Here is a 16,711-nt window from a genome sequence, read left to right on the forward strand (position 1 = left end):
ACAATGCCTTGCGTCAATCTGGCGTTCCGGCAATTACCCCTAAAGTCTTAGGGGCGTTTGCCAGAACAGCCGGGAAAGTTCGGCAAGCGTCACAGCAGCCGTTCGGCGTGCCACATCACGTGATCGCCCATGAAGGACTGGACGAAGAAATAGCTGTGGTCATAGCCGGGCTGCATCCTGAACTGCCCTGGCTGCCGACGGGCCATCATCGCCTGTGCCAGCGATTCGGGACGCAGCTTGTCCAGGAACTGGTCGGCGCTGCCCTGGTCGATCAGCACCTCGCCGGGATAGCCGCGTTCGGTCATCAGGATCGTCGCGTCATGGGCGCGCCAGGTGGACCGGTCATCGCCCAGATAGGCCAAAAGCTGCTTCTGGCCCCAGTCGGATTCCGTGGGGTTTGCGATCGGCGCGAAGGCGGACACCGAACGGAAGCGTTCGGGATGGGTCATGGCGATCGTCAGCGCGCCGTGCCCGCCCATGGAATGGCCGGTGATGCCCATCGCCTCGGCGTCTATGGCGAAGTTGCCGGTCACCAGTTCGGGCAGTTCATGGACGATGTACTGCCACATCTGGAAATGCGGCTTCCACGGATCCTGCGTCGCGTTGACATAGAAGCCCGCGCCCTTGCCCAGGTCATAGGCCTCGTCGTCGGCCACGTCGTCGCCGCGGGGCGAGGTGTCGGGGAAGACGATGGCGATGCCCGCCTCGGCGCACCACTGCTGGGCCGCGGCCTTGGTCATGGCGTTCTCATGGGTGCAGGTCAGGCCGGACAGATACCACAGGACCGGCACGCGTTCGTGCGCCACCAGTTCCGGCATGAAGACCGCGAAGGTCATGTCGGTGCCGGTCGATTGCGATTTGTGGCGGTAAACGCCCTGCGTGCCGCCGAAGCTGCGGTTTTCGGAAAGGGTTTCAAGCGTCATCGGCTGCTCCTGTCAGATCAAGGAACATGACCAGCGCGTCCACATAGCCATGCTGCGGGTGAAGAAACGCACCGGGCAGGCGCCCGACAATAGCGAATCCGGCCTTCTGCCACGAATGAACGGCATCGGCATTGGTCGAGACGACAAAGTTGAACTGCATCGCCCGGAAGCCCTGCGCCCGCGCCCAGGATTTCGCGTGTTCCACCAGCGCACGGGCGATACCCCGGCCCCGCGCCTCGGGATGGGTGGCAAAGCTTGCATTGGCGACATGGGACGCCGGACCGGGCCGGTTGCGCCCGACATGGCTGGTGCCCAGGACGCGGCCCCCAACCACGGCCACAAAGGCCGTGAAGGGCGCGGCGAACCAGTCCGCCAAGGCGTCGTCGCGGGAAATGTCGCGCGGGATGCAGTAGGTTTCGCCCGCGCGATAGACCGGTTCCAGGATCGTCCAGATGGCGTCGTGATCGCCGGTGGTGGCGGGGCGGATCGTGATGCCGCCCTGCCCCGTCATTTCAGTTCGTCGACGGACCGGATGACCTTGCCCAGAAGCCCATAGTCCAGCGCCTCTTGCGTGTTCAGCCAGAAGTCGCGCTGCGTGTCCTTTTCGATCCGCTCGACCGTCTGGCCGGTCGCGTCGGCAAAGATCTGGTTCAACCGATCGCGCATCAGGCGCACCTGCTCCGCCTGGATCATCATGTCCGACGAGGTGCCGCCGATCCCGCCCGAGGGCTGATGGATCAAAAAGCGCGTGTTGGGCAGGCAATAGCGGTTTTCCTGCTTGGCCGCGACAAAGATCAGCGCGCCGGCCGACGCCACCCAGCCCGACCCGATGGTGCGCACGGTGGGACGGATGAACTTGATCACGTCATGGATCATGTCGCCCGATTCCACGTGCCCGCCGGGGGACGAGATCAGCATGTTGATCGGCTTGTCGCTGTCCTCGGCCAGGGCCAGCAGATGCGCCACGGTGCGCTGCGCCAGCTTGTCGTTGATCGTGCCCGCGACGATCACCGTGCGCGACTTGAAATACAGCTTGCCGATCTTGTCGCCTTCGGGAAGGCCCAGGCCGCCGTCCTTTTCGCCTTCGTGGCGGCGGTCGTCTTCTTCCGGTTCGTCGTCGTCATCGTCCAGCCACTGGTGACGCATCGGCCTGCTCCTTCTTTTCCTCATGGCGACGGCGGGACCATGGCCCCGCCGTTCTTTTACCTATGCAGGGATGAACGATCAGTAAAGGACGACCGAGCGGATCGACTCGCCCTTGTGCATCAGGTCGAAGCCCTTGTTGATGTCCTCCAGCGGCATGGTGTGGGTGATCATCGGGTCGATCTCGATCTTGCCGTCCATGTACCAGTCGACGATCTTCGGGACATCCGTGCGCCCGCGCGCGCCGCCAAAGGCCGTGCCTTTCCAGACCCGGCCGGTGACAAGCTGGAAGGGCCGCGTGCTGATCTCGGCGCCAGCCGCCGCCACGCCGATGATGATCGACTGGCCCCAGCCGCGATGGGTGCATTCCAGGGCGTCGCGCATCACCTTGGTGCTGCCGGTCGCGTCGAAGGAATAATCCGCCCCGCCGATCTGGTCGAAGGGGGTCTTGGTCATTTCGACGATGTGCTGGACAATGGACCCGTCGATTTCCTTCGGGTTGACGAAATGGGTCATGCCGAAGCGTTCGGCCATGGCCTTCTTGTCGTTGTTCAGGTCCACGCCGATGATCATGTCCGCGCCCGCCAGCCGCAGGCCCTGGATCACATTGAGGCCGATGCCGCCCAGGCCGAACACGACCGCCTTGGCGCCGATTTCCACCTTGGCGGTGTTGATCACCGCGCCGATGCCGGTGGTCACGCCGCAGCCGATATAGCAGATCTTGTCGAAGGGCGCGTCCTCGCGGACCTTGGCCACCGCGATTTCCGGCAGGACGGTATAGTTCGAGAAGGTCGAGCAGCCCATGTAATGCCGGATCGGCGTGCCATCCAGCATCGAGAAGCGCGAGGTCCCGTCGGGCATCAGGCCCTGGCCCTGGGTGGCGCGGATGCGGGTGCAAAGGTTGGTCTTGCCCGACAGGCAGGACGGACATTCGCGGCATTCGGGGGTATAAAGCGGGATCACGTGATCGCCCGGCTTGACCGATTTCACGCCCGGGCCGACCTCGACCACGACGCCCGCGCCCTCATGGCCCAGGATGGCCGGGAACAGGCCTTCGGGATCGTCGCCCGAGCGGGTGAATTCGTCGGTATGGCAGATGCCGGTGGCCTTGATCTCGATCATCACCTCGCCTTCTTTCGGGCCGTCAAGGTTGACCTCCATCACTTCCAGCGGTCGGCCGGCCTCCAGGGCTACGGCGGCACGGGTTCTCATCGTCGCTCTCCTATTCGTTCGGGCATTCCGTAAGGGCAAAAGGGGCCGCAAGCAGCCCCTTTGCAGCTGTCTTCATTCGGGCCAAAGAGGTCAAGCCGCCAGCTTGCCCGACCGCTTCGCGACATGGGTGGCAATGGCGTCCATCAGGGGCGGGGACAGCGCGTCATAGGGTTCCAGCCCCAATTCGCGCAGGCGCGCCCGGATGCCGTCCATGCGCGAGGGATCCACACCGGATTCGATCACTGAACTGACGAAGGCCGCGAATTCGGGCGCGGCCCAGCCGTCTTCCTTGGACAGTTCGGTATGGACGAAGTCCAGGCCATAGAAGGGATGAACGCCGCAGCCCGTGCAGGCATACCGCTGGATCGGCGCGTCCTTGTTGACGATCTGCAGCTTGTCGCCGTTTTCCAGAACCTCGACCGCGTCGCGTGATACGACCGCCACCTGGCTGAAGATCGCGCCCTCGGGCTTCCAGCACTTGGTGCAGCCGCAGACGTGGTTGTGCGCCGTCTGTGCGCCGACCCGGACCCTGACCGGATTGGTCGCGCATTTGCAGGTCAGGGTGCCGCCGGAAAAGCTGGGATTTCCCTGCTTGATGCCATTGTCGACGGCGGGGTGAATCTTCACCCCATCAGTGCTGGCCATGGTTCTTCCCTCCCGATGAACCGAACGTCCTTCAAACGTCGCGCCATCGGGACATTTCGGCAAGTCAGAGGAAGGTTGTAGCGCCCGCCTAGCTGGCGGGCGTGGACGACACCCCGACCTTGGCCGGGCGCAGCAGCCGGTCATGCAGGCGGAAGCCGTTGTCCATCACCTGGATGATCTCTCCGGCGATGGTGCCGGGGACGGCGGCCTCGAACATGGCCTCGTGTTCGCTGGGGTCGAACTTGTCGCCGGGCTTGGGGGTGATGACGGCAATGCCGTGCTTGGCGAAGACGTTGTTCAATTCGCGCAGGGTCAGTTCGACCCCTTCGATCAGGGCGCTTGCGGCGGCGCGCTGTTCCTCGCCCGCGGCGTCCAGTGCGCGGGTCAGGGCGTCGTGGACCGGCAGCAAGTCGCGAGCCAGGCGCGAACCGCCATATTGCTCGGCCTCGCGGCGGTCCTTGTCGGCGCGCTTGCGCGAATTTTCTGCATCGGCCAGGGCGCGCATCCACTTGTCGCGCAGCTCGTCCCGCTCGGCGGTCAGGGCCGCGATCTCGCCCGCCGGATCGGCCAGCGGATCCGCCAGGATGTCGTCAAGGGGCTGTTCGTTCTGCTCGTTCATCGTCTTTCATCCTTTCCGGCCGGACAGCACCCGCCCGACCAGCTGCGCGGTGTAATCGACAATCGGCACGATGCGGCCATAGTTCAGCCGCGTCGGTCCGATGACGCCAACCGCGCCTACAATCTTTCGGTCGGCATTCATATAGGGCGAAACCACCAGAGCGGAACCCGAAAGCGAAAAAAGCTTGTTTTCCGATCCGATGAAAATACGCACCCCGTCGCCCTTTTCCGCCAGTTCCAGAAACTCCACGATGTCGCGCTTGCGTTCCAGGTCGTCGAACAGCACCCGGATGCGGTCCAGATCCGCGGCCTCCTGGTCCAGCAGGTTGGCGCGGCCCCGCACGATCAGGCGCGGATCGTGGGATTCGGTGTCCCACAGCGCCAGCCCCGACTGCACCAGTTCGGCGGCCAGCACATCCAGTTCCTGACGACGCGCCGCGATTTCCCGCCCGATATGGCCGCGCAGTTCGGACAGCGTCTTTCCCTCGGCCATGGCGTTCAGGAAATTGCCCGCCTCGCGCATCGATGACGGGGTCTGTCCGACAGGGGGCGTGAACAGGCGGTTTTCCACATGGCCGTCGGCAAAGACCAGAACCACAAGGGCGCGGTCGGGGCCGAGGCTCACGAACTCGATATGGCGGATCGGCGCCTCGTGCTTGGGCATCAGCACCAGCGACGCGCCGCGCGTGATGGAAGACAACGCGGTGCTGACCCGGTCCAGCAGGACGCCTGTCTCGGGGTCGTCGTTGCCCAGCGTCTGGTCGATGGCCGCGCGGTCGGGGGCGCTGACGGTGTCGACCTCCATCATGCCGTCCACGAACAGACGCAGCCCCTGCTGCGACGGCATCCGCCCGGCCGAGACATGCGGGCTGTCCAGAAGCCCCATCAGTTCCAGATCCTGCATGACGTTGCGGATGGTCGCCGCGCTGATCTTTTCGGAAAGCGCGCGGGTCAGGGTCCGCGATCCCACGGGTTCGCCGGTTTCCAGATAGATCTCGACCACGCGGCGGAAGATCTCGCGCGAGCGGTCGTTCATGTCCTGCAAGGGCGTCTTCTGGTCCATGTCCCTCGAAGGGTTGCGTGATGGGCCGCAGGGGCGGTATGGGGCGGGGATCTTCGCGAAAAGGAAAAACCATGCGCCCGTCTGGCCGGAATCTAAGCCAAATGCGTCCGATTTCAATCGAAACCGGCGTCATGGCCCATGCCGAAGGGTCGTGCCTGATCCGCGTCGGCAACACGCACGTTCTGTGCACCGCATCGCTGGAGGAAACGCCGCCGCGCTTCCTGAAGGGCACGGGCCTGGGCTGGGTCACGGCGGAATACGGGATGCTGCCGCGCGCCACCAACACCCGCAACCGGCGCGAAGCCGCCACGGGCAAGCAGTCGGGCCGCACCCAGGAAATCCAGCGCCTGATCGGGCGCAGCCTGCGGGCCGGCGTCGATCGCAGCGCCCTGGGCGAACGCCAGATCACCATCGACTGCGACGTGATCCAGGCCGATGGCGGCACCCGCTGCGCCTCGATCACCGGGGGTTGGGTCGCGCTGCGGCTGGCGGTGAACAAGCTGCTGAAGGCGGGCGCCATCACCAGCGATCCGATCATGGACCATGTGGCGGCGGTGTCCTGCGGCATCTATGCGGGCCAGCCGGTGCTGGATCTGGATTACGCCGAGGACAGCGAGGCCGGGACCGACGGCAATTTCGTCCTGACCGGCGCGGGCCGACTGATCGAGGTGCAGATGTCAGCGGAAGGGGCGACCTTCTCGCGCGACCAGATGGGGCAATTGCTGGATCTGGCCGAAGCGGGCATGGCCGACCTGGTCGCAGCCCAGAAGGCCGCCGTGGCATGAGGCGCTTCGACGGCAAGCGCCTGCTGGTCGCCACCCACAACGCGGGCAAGCTGGAGGAGATGCGCGCCCTGCTGGCGCCCTATGGCGTCGAGGTGATCGGCGCCGCCGAGGCGGGCCTGCCCGAGCCTGCCGAAACCGAGACCACCTTCATCGGCAATGCGCGCATCAAGGCCCGCGCCGCCGTGCAGGTGACGGGTCTGCCCGCCCTGTCCGACGACAGCGGCATCTGCGTCGATGCGCTTGGCGGCGCGCCAGGCGTCAACACCGCCGACTGGGCAGAAACCGGCAATGGCCGCGATTTCCGCATGGCCATGCAGCGGACTTGGGACGAACTGGAATCTCGCAAGGCCCCCGCCCCCCGCACGGCCCAGTTCCGCTGCACCCTGGTCCTGATGTGGCCCGACGGCCATGACGAGGTCTTCGAAGGCGTTCTGCCCGGCCAGGTCGTCTGGCCGCCGCGCGGGGTTGAAGGCCATGGCTATGACCCCATCTTCATGCCGGACGGGCATGACGTGACCCTGGGGGAAATGTCGCCCGCGATGAAGAACAGCCTCAGCCACCGGGCGCGGGCGGTGGAGCAGATGATAAGGGGCAGCTTTGCATAGGATCTCGACCGGATCGCCCTTCGAGGCGGCCATGGGCTACAGCCGCGCCGTGGTAAAGGGCGACTGGTGCTTCGTGTCGGGCACCACGGGTTATGATTATGCGACCATGACCATGCCCGACGATCCCTGCCAGCAGGCGCGCAACTGCTTTCGCACGATCTTCGCGACGCTGGAGGAGGCAGGCTTTGCCCCTGCCGACATTGTGCGCGTGCAATACACCGTCACCGACACAGCCGTGATGGAGGCGATCGCCCCCGCCTTGGGCGAGGCCATGGGCGAGATCCGCCCCGCTGCGACCATGGTCATCGCAGGCCTGATCCGGCCCGAGATGAAGGTCGAGGTCGAAGTGACGGCGATGCGCGGATGATGATGCCGGGGCCGGACAGCTTCGTGGAAGACTGGCGGGCGGGGGGCTTTGGCCTTTACGTCCACTGGCCCTTCTGCGCGGCCAAGTGCCCGTACTGCGACTTCAACAGCCATGTGGTTTCGGCCGTGGATCAGGCTCGTTGGGCCGCCGCGCTGTCGTCGGAAATCGCCCGGCTTGGCGCGGAACTGCCCGGCCGCCACCTGGGCAGCATCTTCTTTGGCGGCGGCACCCCGTCGCTGATGGAGCCTGAAACCGTCGATACCGTCCTGCGCGCCGCCCGCGCCGCCTGGGGTTTCGCCAACGACATCGAGATCACGTTGGAAGCGAACCCTACCAGCGTCGAACGCAGCCGCTTCCAGGGCTTTGCCGATGCGGGCGTGAACCGCTTGTCCATGGGCATCCAGGCACTGAACGACGCCGACCTGCGCGCCCTGGGGCGGATGCATTCCGTGGCCGAGGCGCGGGCGGCCTTCGACGTGGCCCGCGCGTCCTTCGACCGGGTCAGCTTCGACCTGATCTATGCCCGCCAAAGCCAGACGCGCGAGGCCTGGCGGGCGGAACTGGCGGAAGCCCTGGCGATGACCGTGGACCACCTGTCGCTTTATCAGCTGACCATCGAACCGGGCACCGCCTTCGGCGCGCGGGCAGCGGCGGGCAAGCTGCGCGACCTGCCGGACGACGATCTGGCCGCCGACATGTATCTGGAAACGCAGGAGATCTGCGAGGCGTCCGGCATGGCGGGCTACGAGACCTCGAACCACGCCCGCCCCGGTTCGGAAAGCCGCCACAACCTTGTCTATTGGCGGCAGGGCGATTGGGCGGCGGTCGGCCCCGGCGCACATGGCCGCATCACCCTGCCCGGCGGGCGATACGCCACCGAGGCGCATCGCGCGCCCGGAGCATGGCTGGAAGCGGTGGAACGACAGGGAACGGGGGAATCGCTGCGCGAGTTGGTCCCCCTGGATGAACAGGCCACCGAATATCTGCTGATGTCGATGCGATTGACCGAAGGGCTGAATCTGGCCCGGCATGCCCGGCTGGCGGGCACCCCCCTGGACGACGGCGCCGTTTCCCGGCTGGCCGACCTTGGCATGGTCGAACGGACGGATGGCCGCCTGCGCACCACCCGCCAGGGGCGCCCGCTTCTGAACGCCATCCTGCGCGAACTGGCGGCCTGACATGCGTTCCTTGTGGTATGCCCTTGGATTGATCGCCCTTGCTCTGGGCATCGTCGGCATCGCCCTGCCGGTCGTGCCGACGGTGCCCTTTCTTCTGCTGGCGGCGGGGGCCTTTGCCCGCAGCAGCCCGCGGCTGGAACGGCGCATCATGAACCATCCGACCTATGGTCCCCCCGTCCGCGCCTGGCGGGAACGCGGCGCGATCAGCCGTCTGGCCAAGACCTGGGCCGTTCTGGCCATGGCCTGCGGCGTGGGCTTCAGCCTGTTCGTCGGAATGCCGCCCTGGGTCGTGGCGATGCAGTTCATCCTTTGCACGGCAGTTGCCGCCTATGTCGTCACGCGGCCTGACAGCTGACGGGCGGAACGACCCTGGCCATGTCCGAGTTGTCCCGTCGCCCAGCGCAGATCGGAGAAACAGATGACCCAGGCCACCCTGACGCTTGACGGGATCGAACCGCTTCACGGCACGGTCGAAACCGGCGGGGACTATATCCGGTTCAGGACCCAAGGCATGGATCCTGATCGCCTGGCCCGTCTGACCGAAGGGCACATCGACATCGACGGCAAGTCCGAAAAGGTCATGATCAAGAACGTGCAGTCGCGGTCATCGGAACAGGGGGCGGAAAACGGCCTGGAATTGACCCTGCAACGCTTTGCCCCGACCCCCTGAACCGCCAAGGGCGGGTCAGGCTTCGTGCCCGCAGGCAGGCCACACGGAAAGATTGACAAAATACCGCCCTGGTTCATCATCGGCCCGCGCAGGGGGGCTTTGGTCGTGGGTGTCTGGTTTCTTGTCGCTTGGGCTTTTGTCGTTCTGGCCGGGATGCCTGTCATGGCGCAGGCCACCGATGAGGATCTGTCCCGCCAGGCCCATGCCCTGCGGCAGGTCATCTCGACCATGGAATCCGAGGCGGCGGAACTGGAGCCCCGGCTGGAACAGGCGCGCGGCCAGCTTGCCGATCTGACACAGCAGATTGCCGAGGCCACATCCCGGCTGGAAACCACCAGAAGCGGTCTGGCCAAACTGCAACAGGAAGAAACCCGGCTGCGCACCGCGATTACCGAGGGCCAGGCGGAACTGAAACGCCAGACGGCCGCAATCGAGGCAGCTACGGCAGAACTTGCCAAGCTGACTACACAGATCACCGATACCCGCGCCGCCATCAGCCAAGACCAGCAGGAACAGGATGGCCAGAAGGCTGCAGCCGATGCGGCCAGGGCGGAACTGGACGATTTGGCCCAGCAGATTGCCGATGCTCGTGCCACCATCAGCCAAGGCCAGGAGGAGCAGGACCGCCAAAGGGCCGCAGTCGAAGCTGCCAAGGCAGAACTTGCCGATCTGACCACGCAGATTGCCGGTGCCCGCGCCACGATCGCCCAGAGCCAGGAGGAGCAGGACCGCCAGAAGGCTGCCGTCGAGGCAGCCAAGGCGGAACTGGACGAACTGACCGCGCGGATCGCCGATGCCCGTGCCACAATCACTCAGAGCCAGGAAGAACAGGGCCGCCAGAAGGCTGAAGTCGAGGAGGCCAACGCAGAACTTGCCGATCTGACCAGGCAGATTGCCGACACCCGTGCCGCGATCGGCCAGGTGCAGGAGGAACAGGATCGCCAGACGGATGCGGCCGATGCGGCGAAAGCGGAATTGGACGCAGTGACCGCGCAGATCGCCGATGCCCGCACCACCTTGGCAGGGCTGAGGGAACAGGAAACCGCTCTGCAAGCGCGGCTGACCAGATCCGATGAACTGGCCGGCCAGATCGCCGAACAGGAAAGCCGTTCGGCCGAACTGTCGCAGCAGATCGCTGCACTGACAGCCGAACTGACCGCCCTGACCCGTGTGCGCGATGCTGCCGTCGCCCCGCCACCCGAAGCCGCCGGCGCCAGCGATGAGGACATGCCCCAGTCCCCTGCCCCTCAGGCGGCCTTGACGCGGCGCAATCCCGCTCAGGTCGATGCCGCCCTGGCCCTGGCCCCCGCGCTGCCTCCGGCCGACGGGCAACGCGCCCGATTGCGCGACATGCTGATCCAGGGCCAGTGTCCGACCGAGGCGCTTGCGCAGGTGCAGGATCCGATCAACCGCCAGACGCTCCTGGCTCTGGTAAGCAGGCTGGGGGGATGCTGACGATCATGATGGAAAGGGACAGGGCAATGGAACGTTTCAAACTGGTGCTGCATCTGGCCATTGCGGTCCTGGCGATCCTGGGAATGCGGCCCGCGCAGGCCCAGGATGCCCATCTCAGCATCATGACCGGTGCTTCGACGGGCACCTATCTTCAGATCGGGCGCGATCTGGACAACCTGATGCAGCAATGCGGCCAAGCCCTTGAAGTGGTGGAATCCGCCGGATCGCTGGAAAACTTCCTCGCCGTGCGGCAGCGGCCCAATACCCAATTCGGAATCGTGCAAAGCGATGTTCTTGAATACATGCAGACCTTCGCGGGCAACGATCCCGCGGTGGCCCGCGCCATTACCGGCGTCCGCATCGCCTTCCCCCTGTATGAGGAGGAGGTTCACATCCTGGCGCGCCGCGACATCGCCGGACTGGCCGATCTGGCGGGAAAGCGGGTCGCCATCGGGGTCGAGAACAGCGGCACCTTTCTGACCGCATCGCTGATCCTGTCGCTGGCCGGTGTCGAGCCTGCCGAAAAGCTGCTGGTGGCGCCCGCCGATGCCCTGCCGCAACTGAAGGCCGGCCAGATCGACGCCTTCTTCTATGTCGCTGGTGCGCCTGCCTCTCTTTATACGGAAGGCGACATCGACGGCGACCGCTTTCACCTTCTGCCCATTCAGGATCCGACCTTGCAGGCGGTCTATTCACCCGCCACGCTGGCCGGGGGAACCTACGGCTTCCAGCTCGAACCGGTCGAACTGGTCGCGGTCAAGGCCGTGCTGATGACCTATGAATACGACCCTTCTCGCAATGCCTATCATCGGGCAAGCTGCAAGGGCGTGTCGGATCTGGCATCGCTGATCCTGACGCGCATCGACACCCTGCGCGCCGAAGGCCATCCGAAGTGGCAATCGGTCGATCTGACCGACATTCCCCCCGGCTGGGATGTCGGAACCTGCGTCAATCGCGGGCTGGATCCGTCCTATCAGCTCAGCTGCCCCGGATCCGCGCCACAAGCCGTTCCCGACAGCGAAGCGAACGAGGCCTATCGCCGCAATATCTGCGCGGTGATCGGCTGCTGATCAGCGCGCACCCGGATCAAGCCGCGACCAAGCCGAGGCGGGTCCTTCGGACCCGTCAGACCGCAAGGCGATCACCCGCCATTGCACGACCGGATAGGGGACCAGCAGCGCCGAAAGCGTCGTGTCCAGACGGCGGACCTGCCCCTCGCCTCCGGCCGGGACAAGTTCGACCCTGAACCGGGGAACCGGCGCAGTGCCGGGGCCTTGCCACTGAAGTTCCGTTTGGCCTTGCGCAAACAGCCTTTGGAAGACCGGGACAGGCGGGTCTGCCGGTTCCGGGTTCGGCGGCCGGGGCGCGGCCTTCAGTTCCGCAAGCCGCGCCGGGGCACCGCCAATGTCACCGGCCGCTTCATACCAGGCTTCGGCGCGATAGGGATCGACCTGAAGCCCGATGCCCGTTTCGTAAAGCTGTCCCAGATAATAGGCTGCCCTGGCATTGCCCCAGGATGCCGCGCGGGTATAAAGCCGCGCCGCCCGAGCCGGATCCGCACTGCCCACGGCCAAGGCTTCGCTGAGAAGGCGGTCGGGATCAGGGGGACGGTCCACCGTCACCCGGCTGGGCAGGCCTCGGGGCGCGGGTTGCGGCGCGCTTATGCTGGCTGCAGGGCTGACCGGCAACAACGCCGCGGCGGTGATGGTGGTCTGTGTCCGTCCGCTGGGATCAACAGGCAGCAGGATCAGAAGCCCCGTCAGCACTGCCGCCAGCCCAACGTAACGCAGTCTTGCAAGACGCGGGCGCGATGCGGCCAAGGGCACCCGGACAGAGGTTTCTCCCGCAGCCGGTGCGGGTCCGACCGCCACCACGGGGTGCGGAGGTTCGGCCGAGGCTTGGGACACCGGCTTGGGATCGGCGCAAGCGGGAACATTGCCGGTAGGATGGGTCCGCAAGCCCTTCCCGGCCGGACCGATCAGATGCGCCAGCCGCCCGTCCTGGATCATGGACGAAAGGCAGGTTTCCACGAAGGCTCCGTCAAGGTGCCGGTGCCCGGCCGCCGTGGCCTCGAACAGACAGATCTGCACCAAATGGTTGATGACCCTGGGAACGCCCCTGGACAGCGCATGCAGATGGCGAAGGCCCGCCGCGTCAAAGACCTGGATACCGGCATGGCAGGCGCAACCCGGAACCTGGAAACGATGGGCAATGTAGTCTTTGGTTTCATCCTGCCCCAGAGGGGGAAGCCGGAAACGCCCGCCTGTTCGGGCGCGCAATCGCGCATGGGCGGGACTTGCCAGGCGGGTTTCGAGTTCCGTTCCACCAACCAGCAAGAGACCGATCGAGCATCCCTCCGCAGCAGAGGCGTCGATCAGTCCCGCCAGATAATCCAGTCCCCTGTCGGGCAGGTTCTGGGCTTCGTCCACGACAAGCAGGAAGCAGTTCCCGGTATCGGCGCAAGCCTTTCCAAGGGCGCGCGGCCCGCTTTCGGGGTGATCGAAGGACGGGCAGCAGGGTATCCCCAGTGCCTTGGGCACCTGATGGTGCAGGTCGATCAACTGGGCATGGCTTTGGCCGATCCGCCCGACCCGTCGGTCTTGACAAAGGCTGGCAATCTGCCGGGCCAGCGTGGTCTTTCCCGTGCCTGGTCCGCCCGTCAGGACAAGGACCACCGGATTGCGTCCAAGGCCGGCCAGAATTTCTTCCTGAACCTGCTGATGGGCTTTCGACAGATACAAGAACCCGGGGTCCGGCGCGAACCGGAAGCTGGGACAGAACGGTGCCAAGGGGGATCGTTCCATGATCCTCTCCTCATGCGGGCTTTGGACACTGGTCCGGACCAGAAAAGACTAGGCCCGATGGCGGGCCATGTCCATCAGGACCTGCGTCACTTTCGGCGAGGGAGAAATGCATTGGCAGATGCAGCCCCCCCTTGGCAAGGAAAGGAAGCCAAGTTGATCGACCCATGGTTCGGGCAGCGCCTTGCACCCTGCCGTCCCGCGGCGCGCTCTGCCGGAGCTAAAGGCTCAGGATCAGCTAGACCCCGAATGGCCAGGTATCGGATGCGCCTTCATGGTCTTGACTGTCCTGGCCCCGCCCATCTTCCGATGGGACAAGCGCCTGGCTTTGGTCGAACCAGACCCAGGCATCGTATTGCCGGGCCGCAGATGCGTGCATGTAGTGGCTGTAACGTTCGCTTTCGGGGCGATAGATCACCCCGATGAAGCGTTGCAGCATGGGCCTGGACAGACACCCGGCCAGATCGGGATCACCACCCAGGTCCAGCAGGAAGCGGCCGATGCCGGTGGCATGGCAATGGCCTTCAAGACTGTCAGGCCGTGACGGGCGCACGGTCATCACCTGGGCAGGGCGGTCCCAGTCGCTTGCTGCCGTGACGGTGCCCTGGTGGGTGCCGAAACCGATCAGGCCGACCCTGTCGCCCCAGCGTTCGCGGGCCAGCTGGCCCAGGTTATGTTCACCCCGCGTGCTTCCCATCTCTGTCGCCGAAGCGTCTCCGATATGGGAATTATGCGCCCATACCACGGACTTCGCATCCTCGCCCCCTGCTTGCAGCAGCAGATCCAGGGTTTCGATCATGTGGCTGTCGCGCAGATTCCAGGCCTCGGCGCCGCCGCGATACATCATTCGGTAATACCGCTCGGCCGAGGCGATCAGGCGGGCGTTCTGCGCGGCATCCAGCAGATCGGCGTCCTTGCCCCTGGTCGCCTGTTCCAGCAGATCGCGGCATTGCCGGACGACCGCCTGTTCGCAATCGTGGTGGCCCGATCCCGCCATCCGGCCATAGGCGGCAGGGTGGTCGGCCCAGGGTTCCAGACAGCCATAACGGGCGCGGGCCAGACTGGCCGCATCGGGATCAGCGCTGTCCAGATAATCCAGGACCGCGCGGATCGAGGCAGTCAGGTTATACATGTCCAGGCCATAGAAGCCTGCCTGATCCTGCGGCGGCCTTCCCTGGTTCCAGTCGCGCATCCAGCGAAGAAGCCGGGCGATTTCGCCGTTCCGCCACATCCACCGGGGAAAGCGGCGAAACGCTTTGGTCATGCCATCCGGCAGTGGCAGGCCGCGGATAAAGCGGTTCAGAATGGCCGCGTCAGGCCAATCGGCTTCCACCGCAACGATCCTTGTGCCGTGATGTTCGATCATTCGGCGGGTGATGGCCGCGCGCGCGGCATAGAAATCGGCCGTGCCGTGGGAGGCCTCGCCCAGCATCAGGACGCGGCGATCGCCCCAGCGGTCGAAGGCTGGGGCGAAATCGTCATCGGACGGCAAGGCCAGGGATTCACACGCCTCGGCGATGGCCCGGACCAGGCCAGGGTCGTCGGCTTGGTCCGGCGGGCGTGTCATTCCCGATCCTTGTCCCCATCCTCTTTCCGTGCCTCTCGCCGGTCCGATGCCTTCAGGTCGGGCCGAGGATCGAAATCGGGATCGGCATTGGTCGTGTCGACCTTCTTCTGGATGATCCGTTGCTGCTGATCGTGGGTCTTCTTGCCGACCATGATCATCTCCTATCGGTTTGTGCGGCCGCGTTGGCCGGGATCGACGCCGCCCTGGGGCGTGGTGTCGTTCAGCACATCGCCTTCGAAGGTGTTGTCGCCTTCCATTTGGGGATCGCTTCGATCAGCGCCCTTGGATCGGCCGATCCCCGGATCGTCGCGCAAATCCTTGTCGGACGGGGTGTCTGTCTTGGGATGCTTGCCCATGGCTTATCCTTGCCCATCATCGGCATCGTCGTCCTGGCGGTTCGCCACATGGTCTTGATGCTGCTCGTTTTTGACGTGACGGGAATCCAACCCGCGCTGATCCGAATGACGGGACGTATCGCGGTTCGACAGGATTTCCTGGCGGGGCAGTTCCTCCAGCGTGTCGGGGGACATGCCGCCTGTGCCGTCGCCCTTGCCCTGGTCCTGCTGGCCTGCGCCGAATTTCTTGCTGCTTGCGTTTGCCATTCTCGATCCTCCTGTTCGTATCGGTGGTGGCCAAGCCAAACCGGCAGGCAGGGTGATTTGTTCCCCCTTCGGGAACCGCCCGCCGCACGCGCTGTTACGAAGGCATGTCCCAGCACAGCGATCCAGAAGACCACCCCGCCCCCCAGACCGAAGGTCTGGAACGCATGGATGTCGAGGCTGCGGCAAGCGCGGCCCGGCACCGGCATCATCCCATGGTCAAGGCCTTGGGCACGGCCAGCGAATTGGCCGACCAGATGCCGCTGGCGGTGGTCTGCGGCGCGGTCATCGCCGGCGGGCTGATGGCCGGCCGCCCCAATGTCGCGCGGACGGGAATGCGCATGATGGCCGCCCATGTGATCGCCAATGTCGTCAAGCGCAGGATCAAGAACCGCCTGCGCCGCACCCGCCCCGAGGAAATCGTGAAGCGCCGCACTTACGAATTCGTGCCAGGGGAAAGCAAGGGGGGCAACGACACCTCGTTTCCCTCGGGCCATACGGCCGGGGCGGTGGCGGTGGCGGCGATCGTTGCCAGGGACATACCAAGCCTTAAGGTTTCTGCGGCGGGCGCTGCGGCCCTGATCGCCGGGGTGCAGATCCCGCGCGCCAAACATTACCCGATGGATGTTCTGGCAGGGGCCATGCTGGGCCTGGCTGCCGCACGGGCGGTCAACCTGCTGCTGCCTGGGGATAACGCCGCTTCGGGAAGGTAGCCCCGGACCATGTTGCCGGGAAGGATGCCATGGGACCGGGGACTTGGGCAGCTGGTCCCTATTCACCCGAGACGAACTTGTTGAAGCGGCTGGTACCGCCGTCGGCGGTCTTGTCCTGATACAGGAAGTTCAGGTCGTTTTCATCGAAGATCTGGAAGAACTCCTCCCACTCGATTCGGGTCAGGTTGTCTTCAGGCTCGCCGAAGTCGATGCGCAGGATCCCGCCTTTTCCGCCGGTTTCGACCTTGGCGGGATGGCCGTCACGGGATTCGGCCCATTTGCGGATGATGTCGTGATCGCGGGTGGTCTGGGACTGGGACATGGAACGCTCCTGGGTTTGCCATGCGGGGGAAACGCCCTTCGCGCG

General features: G+C 65.3%; 22 protein-coding genes. 9 read left to right on the top strand and 13 right to left on the bottom strand.

All coding sequences use genetic code 11. The features are described 5' to 3' along the window. Window positions 1-89: 89 nt before the first annotated feature. The 7 genes from fghA to hrcA all read right to left on the bottom strand — a co-directional run bounded on the left by fghA (window position 90) and on the right by hrcA (window position 5,604). Window positions 90-923, bottom strand: a complete 834-nt coding sequence (gene fghA / locus RAH32_RS12565) for an S-formylglutathione hydrolase (RefSeq protein ID WP_306608283.1) — start codon at window positions 921-923, stop codon at window positions 90-92. Next, window positions 913-1,434 carry a GNAT family N-acetyltransferase gene (locus RAH32_RS12570; protein WP_306608284.1) on the bottom strand — a complete coding sequence of 174 codons (522 nt, stop codon included), beginning with the start codon at window positions 1,432-1,434 and terminating at the stop codon, window positions 913-915. The genes fghA and RAH32_RS12570 overlap by 11 nt, the downstream gene beginning before the upstream one ends. After that, window positions 1,431-2,069: an ATP-dependent Clp protease proteolytic subunit gene (locus RAH32_RS12575; protein WP_167623296.1), complete on the bottom strand. Its 639-nt coding sequence runs from the start codon at window positions 2,067-2,069 to the stop codon at window positions 1,431-1,433. The genes RAH32_RS12570 and RAH32_RS12575 overlap by 4 nt, the downstream gene beginning before the upstream one ends. Before the next feature lie 78 nt (window positions 2,070-2,147). Further along, window positions 2,148-3,278 carry an S-(hydroxymethyl)glutathione dehydrogenase/class III alcohol dehydrogenase gene (locus tag RAH32_RS12580; protein ID WP_306608285.1) on the bottom strand — a complete coding sequence of 377 codons (1,131 nt, stop codon included), beginning with the start codon at window positions 3,276-3,278 and terminating at the stop codon, window positions 2,148-2,150. A 90-nt stretch (window positions 3,279-3,368) separates the two neighbouring features. Beyond that, window positions 3,369-3,923: an S-(hydroxymethyl)glutathione synthase gene (gene gfa / locus RAH32_RS12585; protein ID WP_306608286.1), complete on the bottom strand. Its 555-nt coding sequence runs from the start codon at window positions 3,921-3,923 to the stop codon at window positions 3,369-3,371. Between the two features lie 88 nt (window positions 3,924-4,011). After that, window positions 4,012-4,542: a nucleotide exchange factor GrpE gene (locus RAH32_RS12590; RefSeq protein WP_306608287.1), complete on the bottom strand. Its 531-nt coding sequence runs from the start codon at window positions 4,540-4,542 to the stop codon at window positions 4,012-4,014. Between the two features lie 6 nt (window positions 4,543-4,548). Continuing rightward, window positions 4,549-5,604 carry a heat-inducible transcriptional repressor HrcA gene (gene hrcA / locus RAH32_RS12595; RefSeq protein WP_306608288.1) on the bottom strand — a complete coding sequence of 352 codons (1,056 nt, stop codon included), beginning with the start codon at window positions 5,602-5,604 and terminating at the stop codon, window positions 4,549-4,551. Window positions 5,605-5,675: 71 nt separating this feature from the next. On the opposite strand from hrcA, the gene rph reads away from it, so the two are divergent. From rph to RAH32_RS12635, 8 genes are all read left to right on the top strand, one after another. Further along, window positions 5,676-6,389: a ribonuclease PH gene (gene rph / locus RAH32_RS12600; RefSeq protein WP_306608289.1), complete on the top strand. Its 714-nt coding sequence runs from the start codon at window positions 5,676-5,678 to the stop codon at window positions 6,387-6,389. Then, window positions 6,386-6,994, top strand: a complete 609-nt coding sequence (rdgB, locus tag RAH32_RS12605) for an RdgB/HAM1 family non-canonical purine NTP pyrophosphatase (protein WP_306608290.1) — start codon at window positions 6,386-6,388, stop codon at window positions 6,992-6,994. The genes rph and rdgB overlap by 4 nt, the downstream gene beginning before the upstream one ends. Beyond that, complete coding sequence (locus RAH32_RS12610; RefSeq protein ID WP_306608291.1) at window positions 6,987-7,361, top strand: RidA family protein; 375 nt, start codon at window positions 6,987-6,989, stop codon at window positions 7,359-7,361. Before rdgB ends, RAH32_RS12610 begins: the two co-directional genes overlap by 8 nt. Window positions 7,362-7,384: 23 nt before the next feature. Beyond that, window positions 7,385-8,539, top strand: a complete 1,155-nt coding sequence (gene hemW / locus RAH32_RS12615; RefSeq protein WP_306608486.1) for a radical SAM family heme chaperone HemW — start codon at window positions 7,385-7,387, stop codon at window positions 8,537-8,539. A gap of 1 nt (window position 8,540) precedes the next feature. Next, a complete protein-coding gene (locus tag RAH32_RS12620; RefSeq protein ID WP_306608292.1) occupies window positions 8,541-8,894 on the top strand; it encodes a YbaN family protein in 354 nt (117 codons plus the stop codon). A 63-nt stretch (window positions 8,895-8,957) separates the two neighbouring features. Next, entirely contained in the window at window positions 8,958-9,209 is a 252-nt protein-coding gene (locus tag RAH32_RS12625) for a hypothetical protein (protein ID WP_306608293.1), read from the top strand. A 162-nt stretch (window positions 9,210-9,371) separates the two neighbouring features. Further along, window positions 9,372-10,664 (top strand): coiled-coil domain-containing protein, encoded by a 1,293-nt coding sequence (locus RAH32_RS12630; RefSeq protein WP_306608294.1) that lies wholly within the window; start codon window positions 9,372-9,374, stop codon window positions 10,662-10,664. A gap of 26 nt (window positions 10,665-10,690) precedes the next feature. Then, on the top strand, window positions 10,691-11,734 hold the full coding sequence (locus RAH32_RS12635) for a TAXI family TRAP transporter solute-binding subunit (protein ID WP_306608295.1): 1,044 nt from the start codon (window positions 10,691-10,693) through the stop codon (window positions 11,732-11,734). On the opposite strand, the gene RAH32_RS12640 is transcribed toward RAH32_RS12635, so the two are convergent. The 5 genes from RAH32_RS12640 to RAH32_RS12660 all read right to left on the bottom strand — a co-directional run bounded on the left by RAH32_RS12640 (window position 11,735) and on the right by RAH32_RS12660 (window position 15,634). Next, window positions 11,735-13,468, bottom strand: coding sequence for an AAA family ATPase (locus tag RAH32_RS12640; RefSeq protein ID WP_306608296.1), 1,734 nt, complete (start codon window positions 13,466-13,468; stop codon window positions 11,735-11,737). 235 nt (window positions 13,469-13,703) lie between these two features. Beyond that, window positions 13,704-15,032, bottom strand: coding sequence for an erythromycin esterase family protein (locus tag RAH32_RS12645; protein ID WP_306608297.1), 1,329 nt, complete (start codon window positions 15,030-15,032; stop codon window positions 13,704-13,706). Further along, window positions 15,029-15,184, bottom strand: a complete 156-nt coding sequence (locus RAH32_RS12650) for a hypothetical protein (protein WP_306608298.1) — start codon at window positions 15,182-15,184, stop codon at window positions 15,029-15,031. Before RAH32_RS12650 ends, RAH32_RS12645 begins: the two co-directional genes overlap by 4 nt. Window positions 15,185-15,193: 9 nt before the next feature. Further along, entirely contained in the window at window positions 15,194-15,388 is a 195-nt protein-coding gene (locus RAH32_RS12655) for a hypothetical protein (protein WP_306608299.1), read from the bottom strand. Between the two features lie 3 nt (window positions 15,389-15,391). Further along, window positions 15,392-15,634, bottom strand: a complete 243-nt coding sequence (locus RAH32_RS12660; RefSeq protein ID WP_306608300.1) for a hypothetical protein — start codon at window positions 15,632-15,634, stop codon at window positions 15,392-15,394. A gap of 104 nt (window positions 15,635-15,738) precedes the next feature. Here RAH32_RS12660 and RAH32_RS12665 point away from each other — a divergent pair, with 104 nt between their 5' ends. Next, the gene (locus RAH32_RS12665; protein WP_306608301.1) at window positions 15,739-16,344 is read left to right on the top strand and encodes a phosphatase PAP2 family protein; all 606 of its coding nucleotides are present in this window, start codon (window positions 15,739-15,741) and stop codon (window positions 16,342-16,344) included. A gap of 58 nt (window positions 16,345-16,402) precedes the next feature. Here RAH32_RS12665 and RAH32_RS12670 read toward each other — a convergent pair whose 3' ends face one another. After that, entirely contained in the window at window positions 16,403-16,666 is a 264-nt protein-coding gene (locus RAH32_RS12670; RefSeq protein ID WP_306608302.1) for a hypothetical protein, read from the bottom strand. Between the last annotated feature and the right edge of the window lie 45 nt (window positions 16,667-16,711).

Origin of the sequence: Paracoccus yibinensis (assembly GCF_030846195.1) — a bacterium.
GTDB lineage: Bacteria > Pseudomonadota > Alphaproteobacteria > Rhodobacterales > Rhodobacteraceae > Paracoccus > Paracoccus yibinensis.

Bases quoted from the DNA above. Each gene is read 5' to 3' on its own strand.
- RAH32_RS12670 (WP_306608302.1), bottom strand. From the start codon at position 16,666: ATGTCCCAGTCCCAGACCACCCGCGATCACGACATCATCCGCAAATGG.
- RAH32_RS12575 (WP_167623296.1), bottom strand. From the start codon at position 2,069: ATGCGTCACCAGTGGCTGGACGATGACGACGACGAACCGGAAGAAGAC.
- rdgB (WP_306608290.1), top strand. From the start codon at position 6,386: ATGAGGCGCTTCGACGGCAAGCGCCTGCTGGTCGCCACCCACAACGCG.
- RAH32_RS12625 (WP_306608293.1), top strand. From the start codon at position 8,958: ATGACCCAGGCCACCCTGACGCTTGACGGGATCGAACCGCTTCACGGC.
- hrcA (WP_306608288.1), bottom strand. From the start codon at position 5,604: ATGGACCAGAAGACGCCCTTGCAGGACATGAACGACCGCTCGCGCGAG.
- RAH32_RS12620 (WP_306608292.1), top strand. From the start codon at position 8,541: ATGCGTTCCTTGTGGTATGCCCTTGGATTGATCGCCCTTGCTCTGGGC.
- RAH32_RS12570 (WP_306608284.1), bottom strand. From the start codon at position 1,434: ATGACGGGGCAGGGCGGCATCACGATCCGCCCCGCCACCACCGGCGAT.
- RAH32_RS12665 (WP_306608301.1), top strand. From the start codon at position 15,739: ATGTCCCAGCACAGCGATCCAGAAGACCACCCCGCCCCCCAGACCGAA.
- RAH32_RS12580 (WP_306608285.1), bottom strand. From the start codon at position 3,278: ATGAGAACCCGTGCCGCCGTAGCCCTGGAGGCCGGCCGACCGCTGGAA.
- RAH32_RS12650 (WP_306608298.1), bottom strand. From the start codon at position 15,184: ATGGTCGGCAAGAAGACCCACGATCAGCAGCAACGGATCATCCAGAAG.
- fghA (WP_306608283.1), bottom strand. From the start codon at position 923: ATGACGCTTGAAACCCTTTCCGAAAACCGCAGCTTCGGCGGCACGCAG.
- RAH32_RS12590 (WP_306608287.1), bottom strand. From the start codon at position 4,542: ATGAACGAGCAGAACGAACAGCCCCTTGACGACATCCTGGCGGATCCG.
- RAH32_RS12645 (WP_306608297.1), bottom strand. From the start codon at position 15,032: ATGACACGCCCGCCGGACCAAGCCGACGACCCTGGCCTGGTCCGGGCC.
- RAH32_RS12660 (WP_306608300.1), bottom strand. From the start codon at position 15,634: ATGGCAAACGCAAGCAGCAAGAAATTCGGCGCAGGCCAGCAGGACCAG.
- gfa (WP_306608286.1), bottom strand. From the start codon at position 3,923: ATGGCCAGCACTGATGGGGTGAAGATTCACCCCGCCGTCGACAATGGC.
- RAH32_RS12640 (WP_306608296.1), bottom strand. From the start codon at position 13,468: ATGGAACGATCCCCCTTGGCACCGTTCTGTCCCAGCTTCCGGTTCGCG.
- RAH32_RS12635 (WP_306608295.1), top strand. From the start codon at position 10,691: ATGGAACGTTTCAAACTGGTGCTGCATCTGGCCATTGCGGTCCTGGCG.
- RAH32_RS12655 (WP_306608299.1), bottom strand. From the start codon at position 15,388: ATGGGCAAGCATCCCAAGACAGACACCCCGTCCGACAAGGATTTGCGC.
- rph (WP_306608289.1), top strand. From the start codon at position 5,676: ATGCGCCCGTCTGGCCGGAATCTAAGCCAAATGCGTCCGATTTCAATC.
- RAH32_RS12630 (WP_306608294.1), top strand. From the start codon at position 9,372: ATGGCGCAGGCCACCGATGAGGATCTGTCCCGCCAGGCCCATGCCCTG.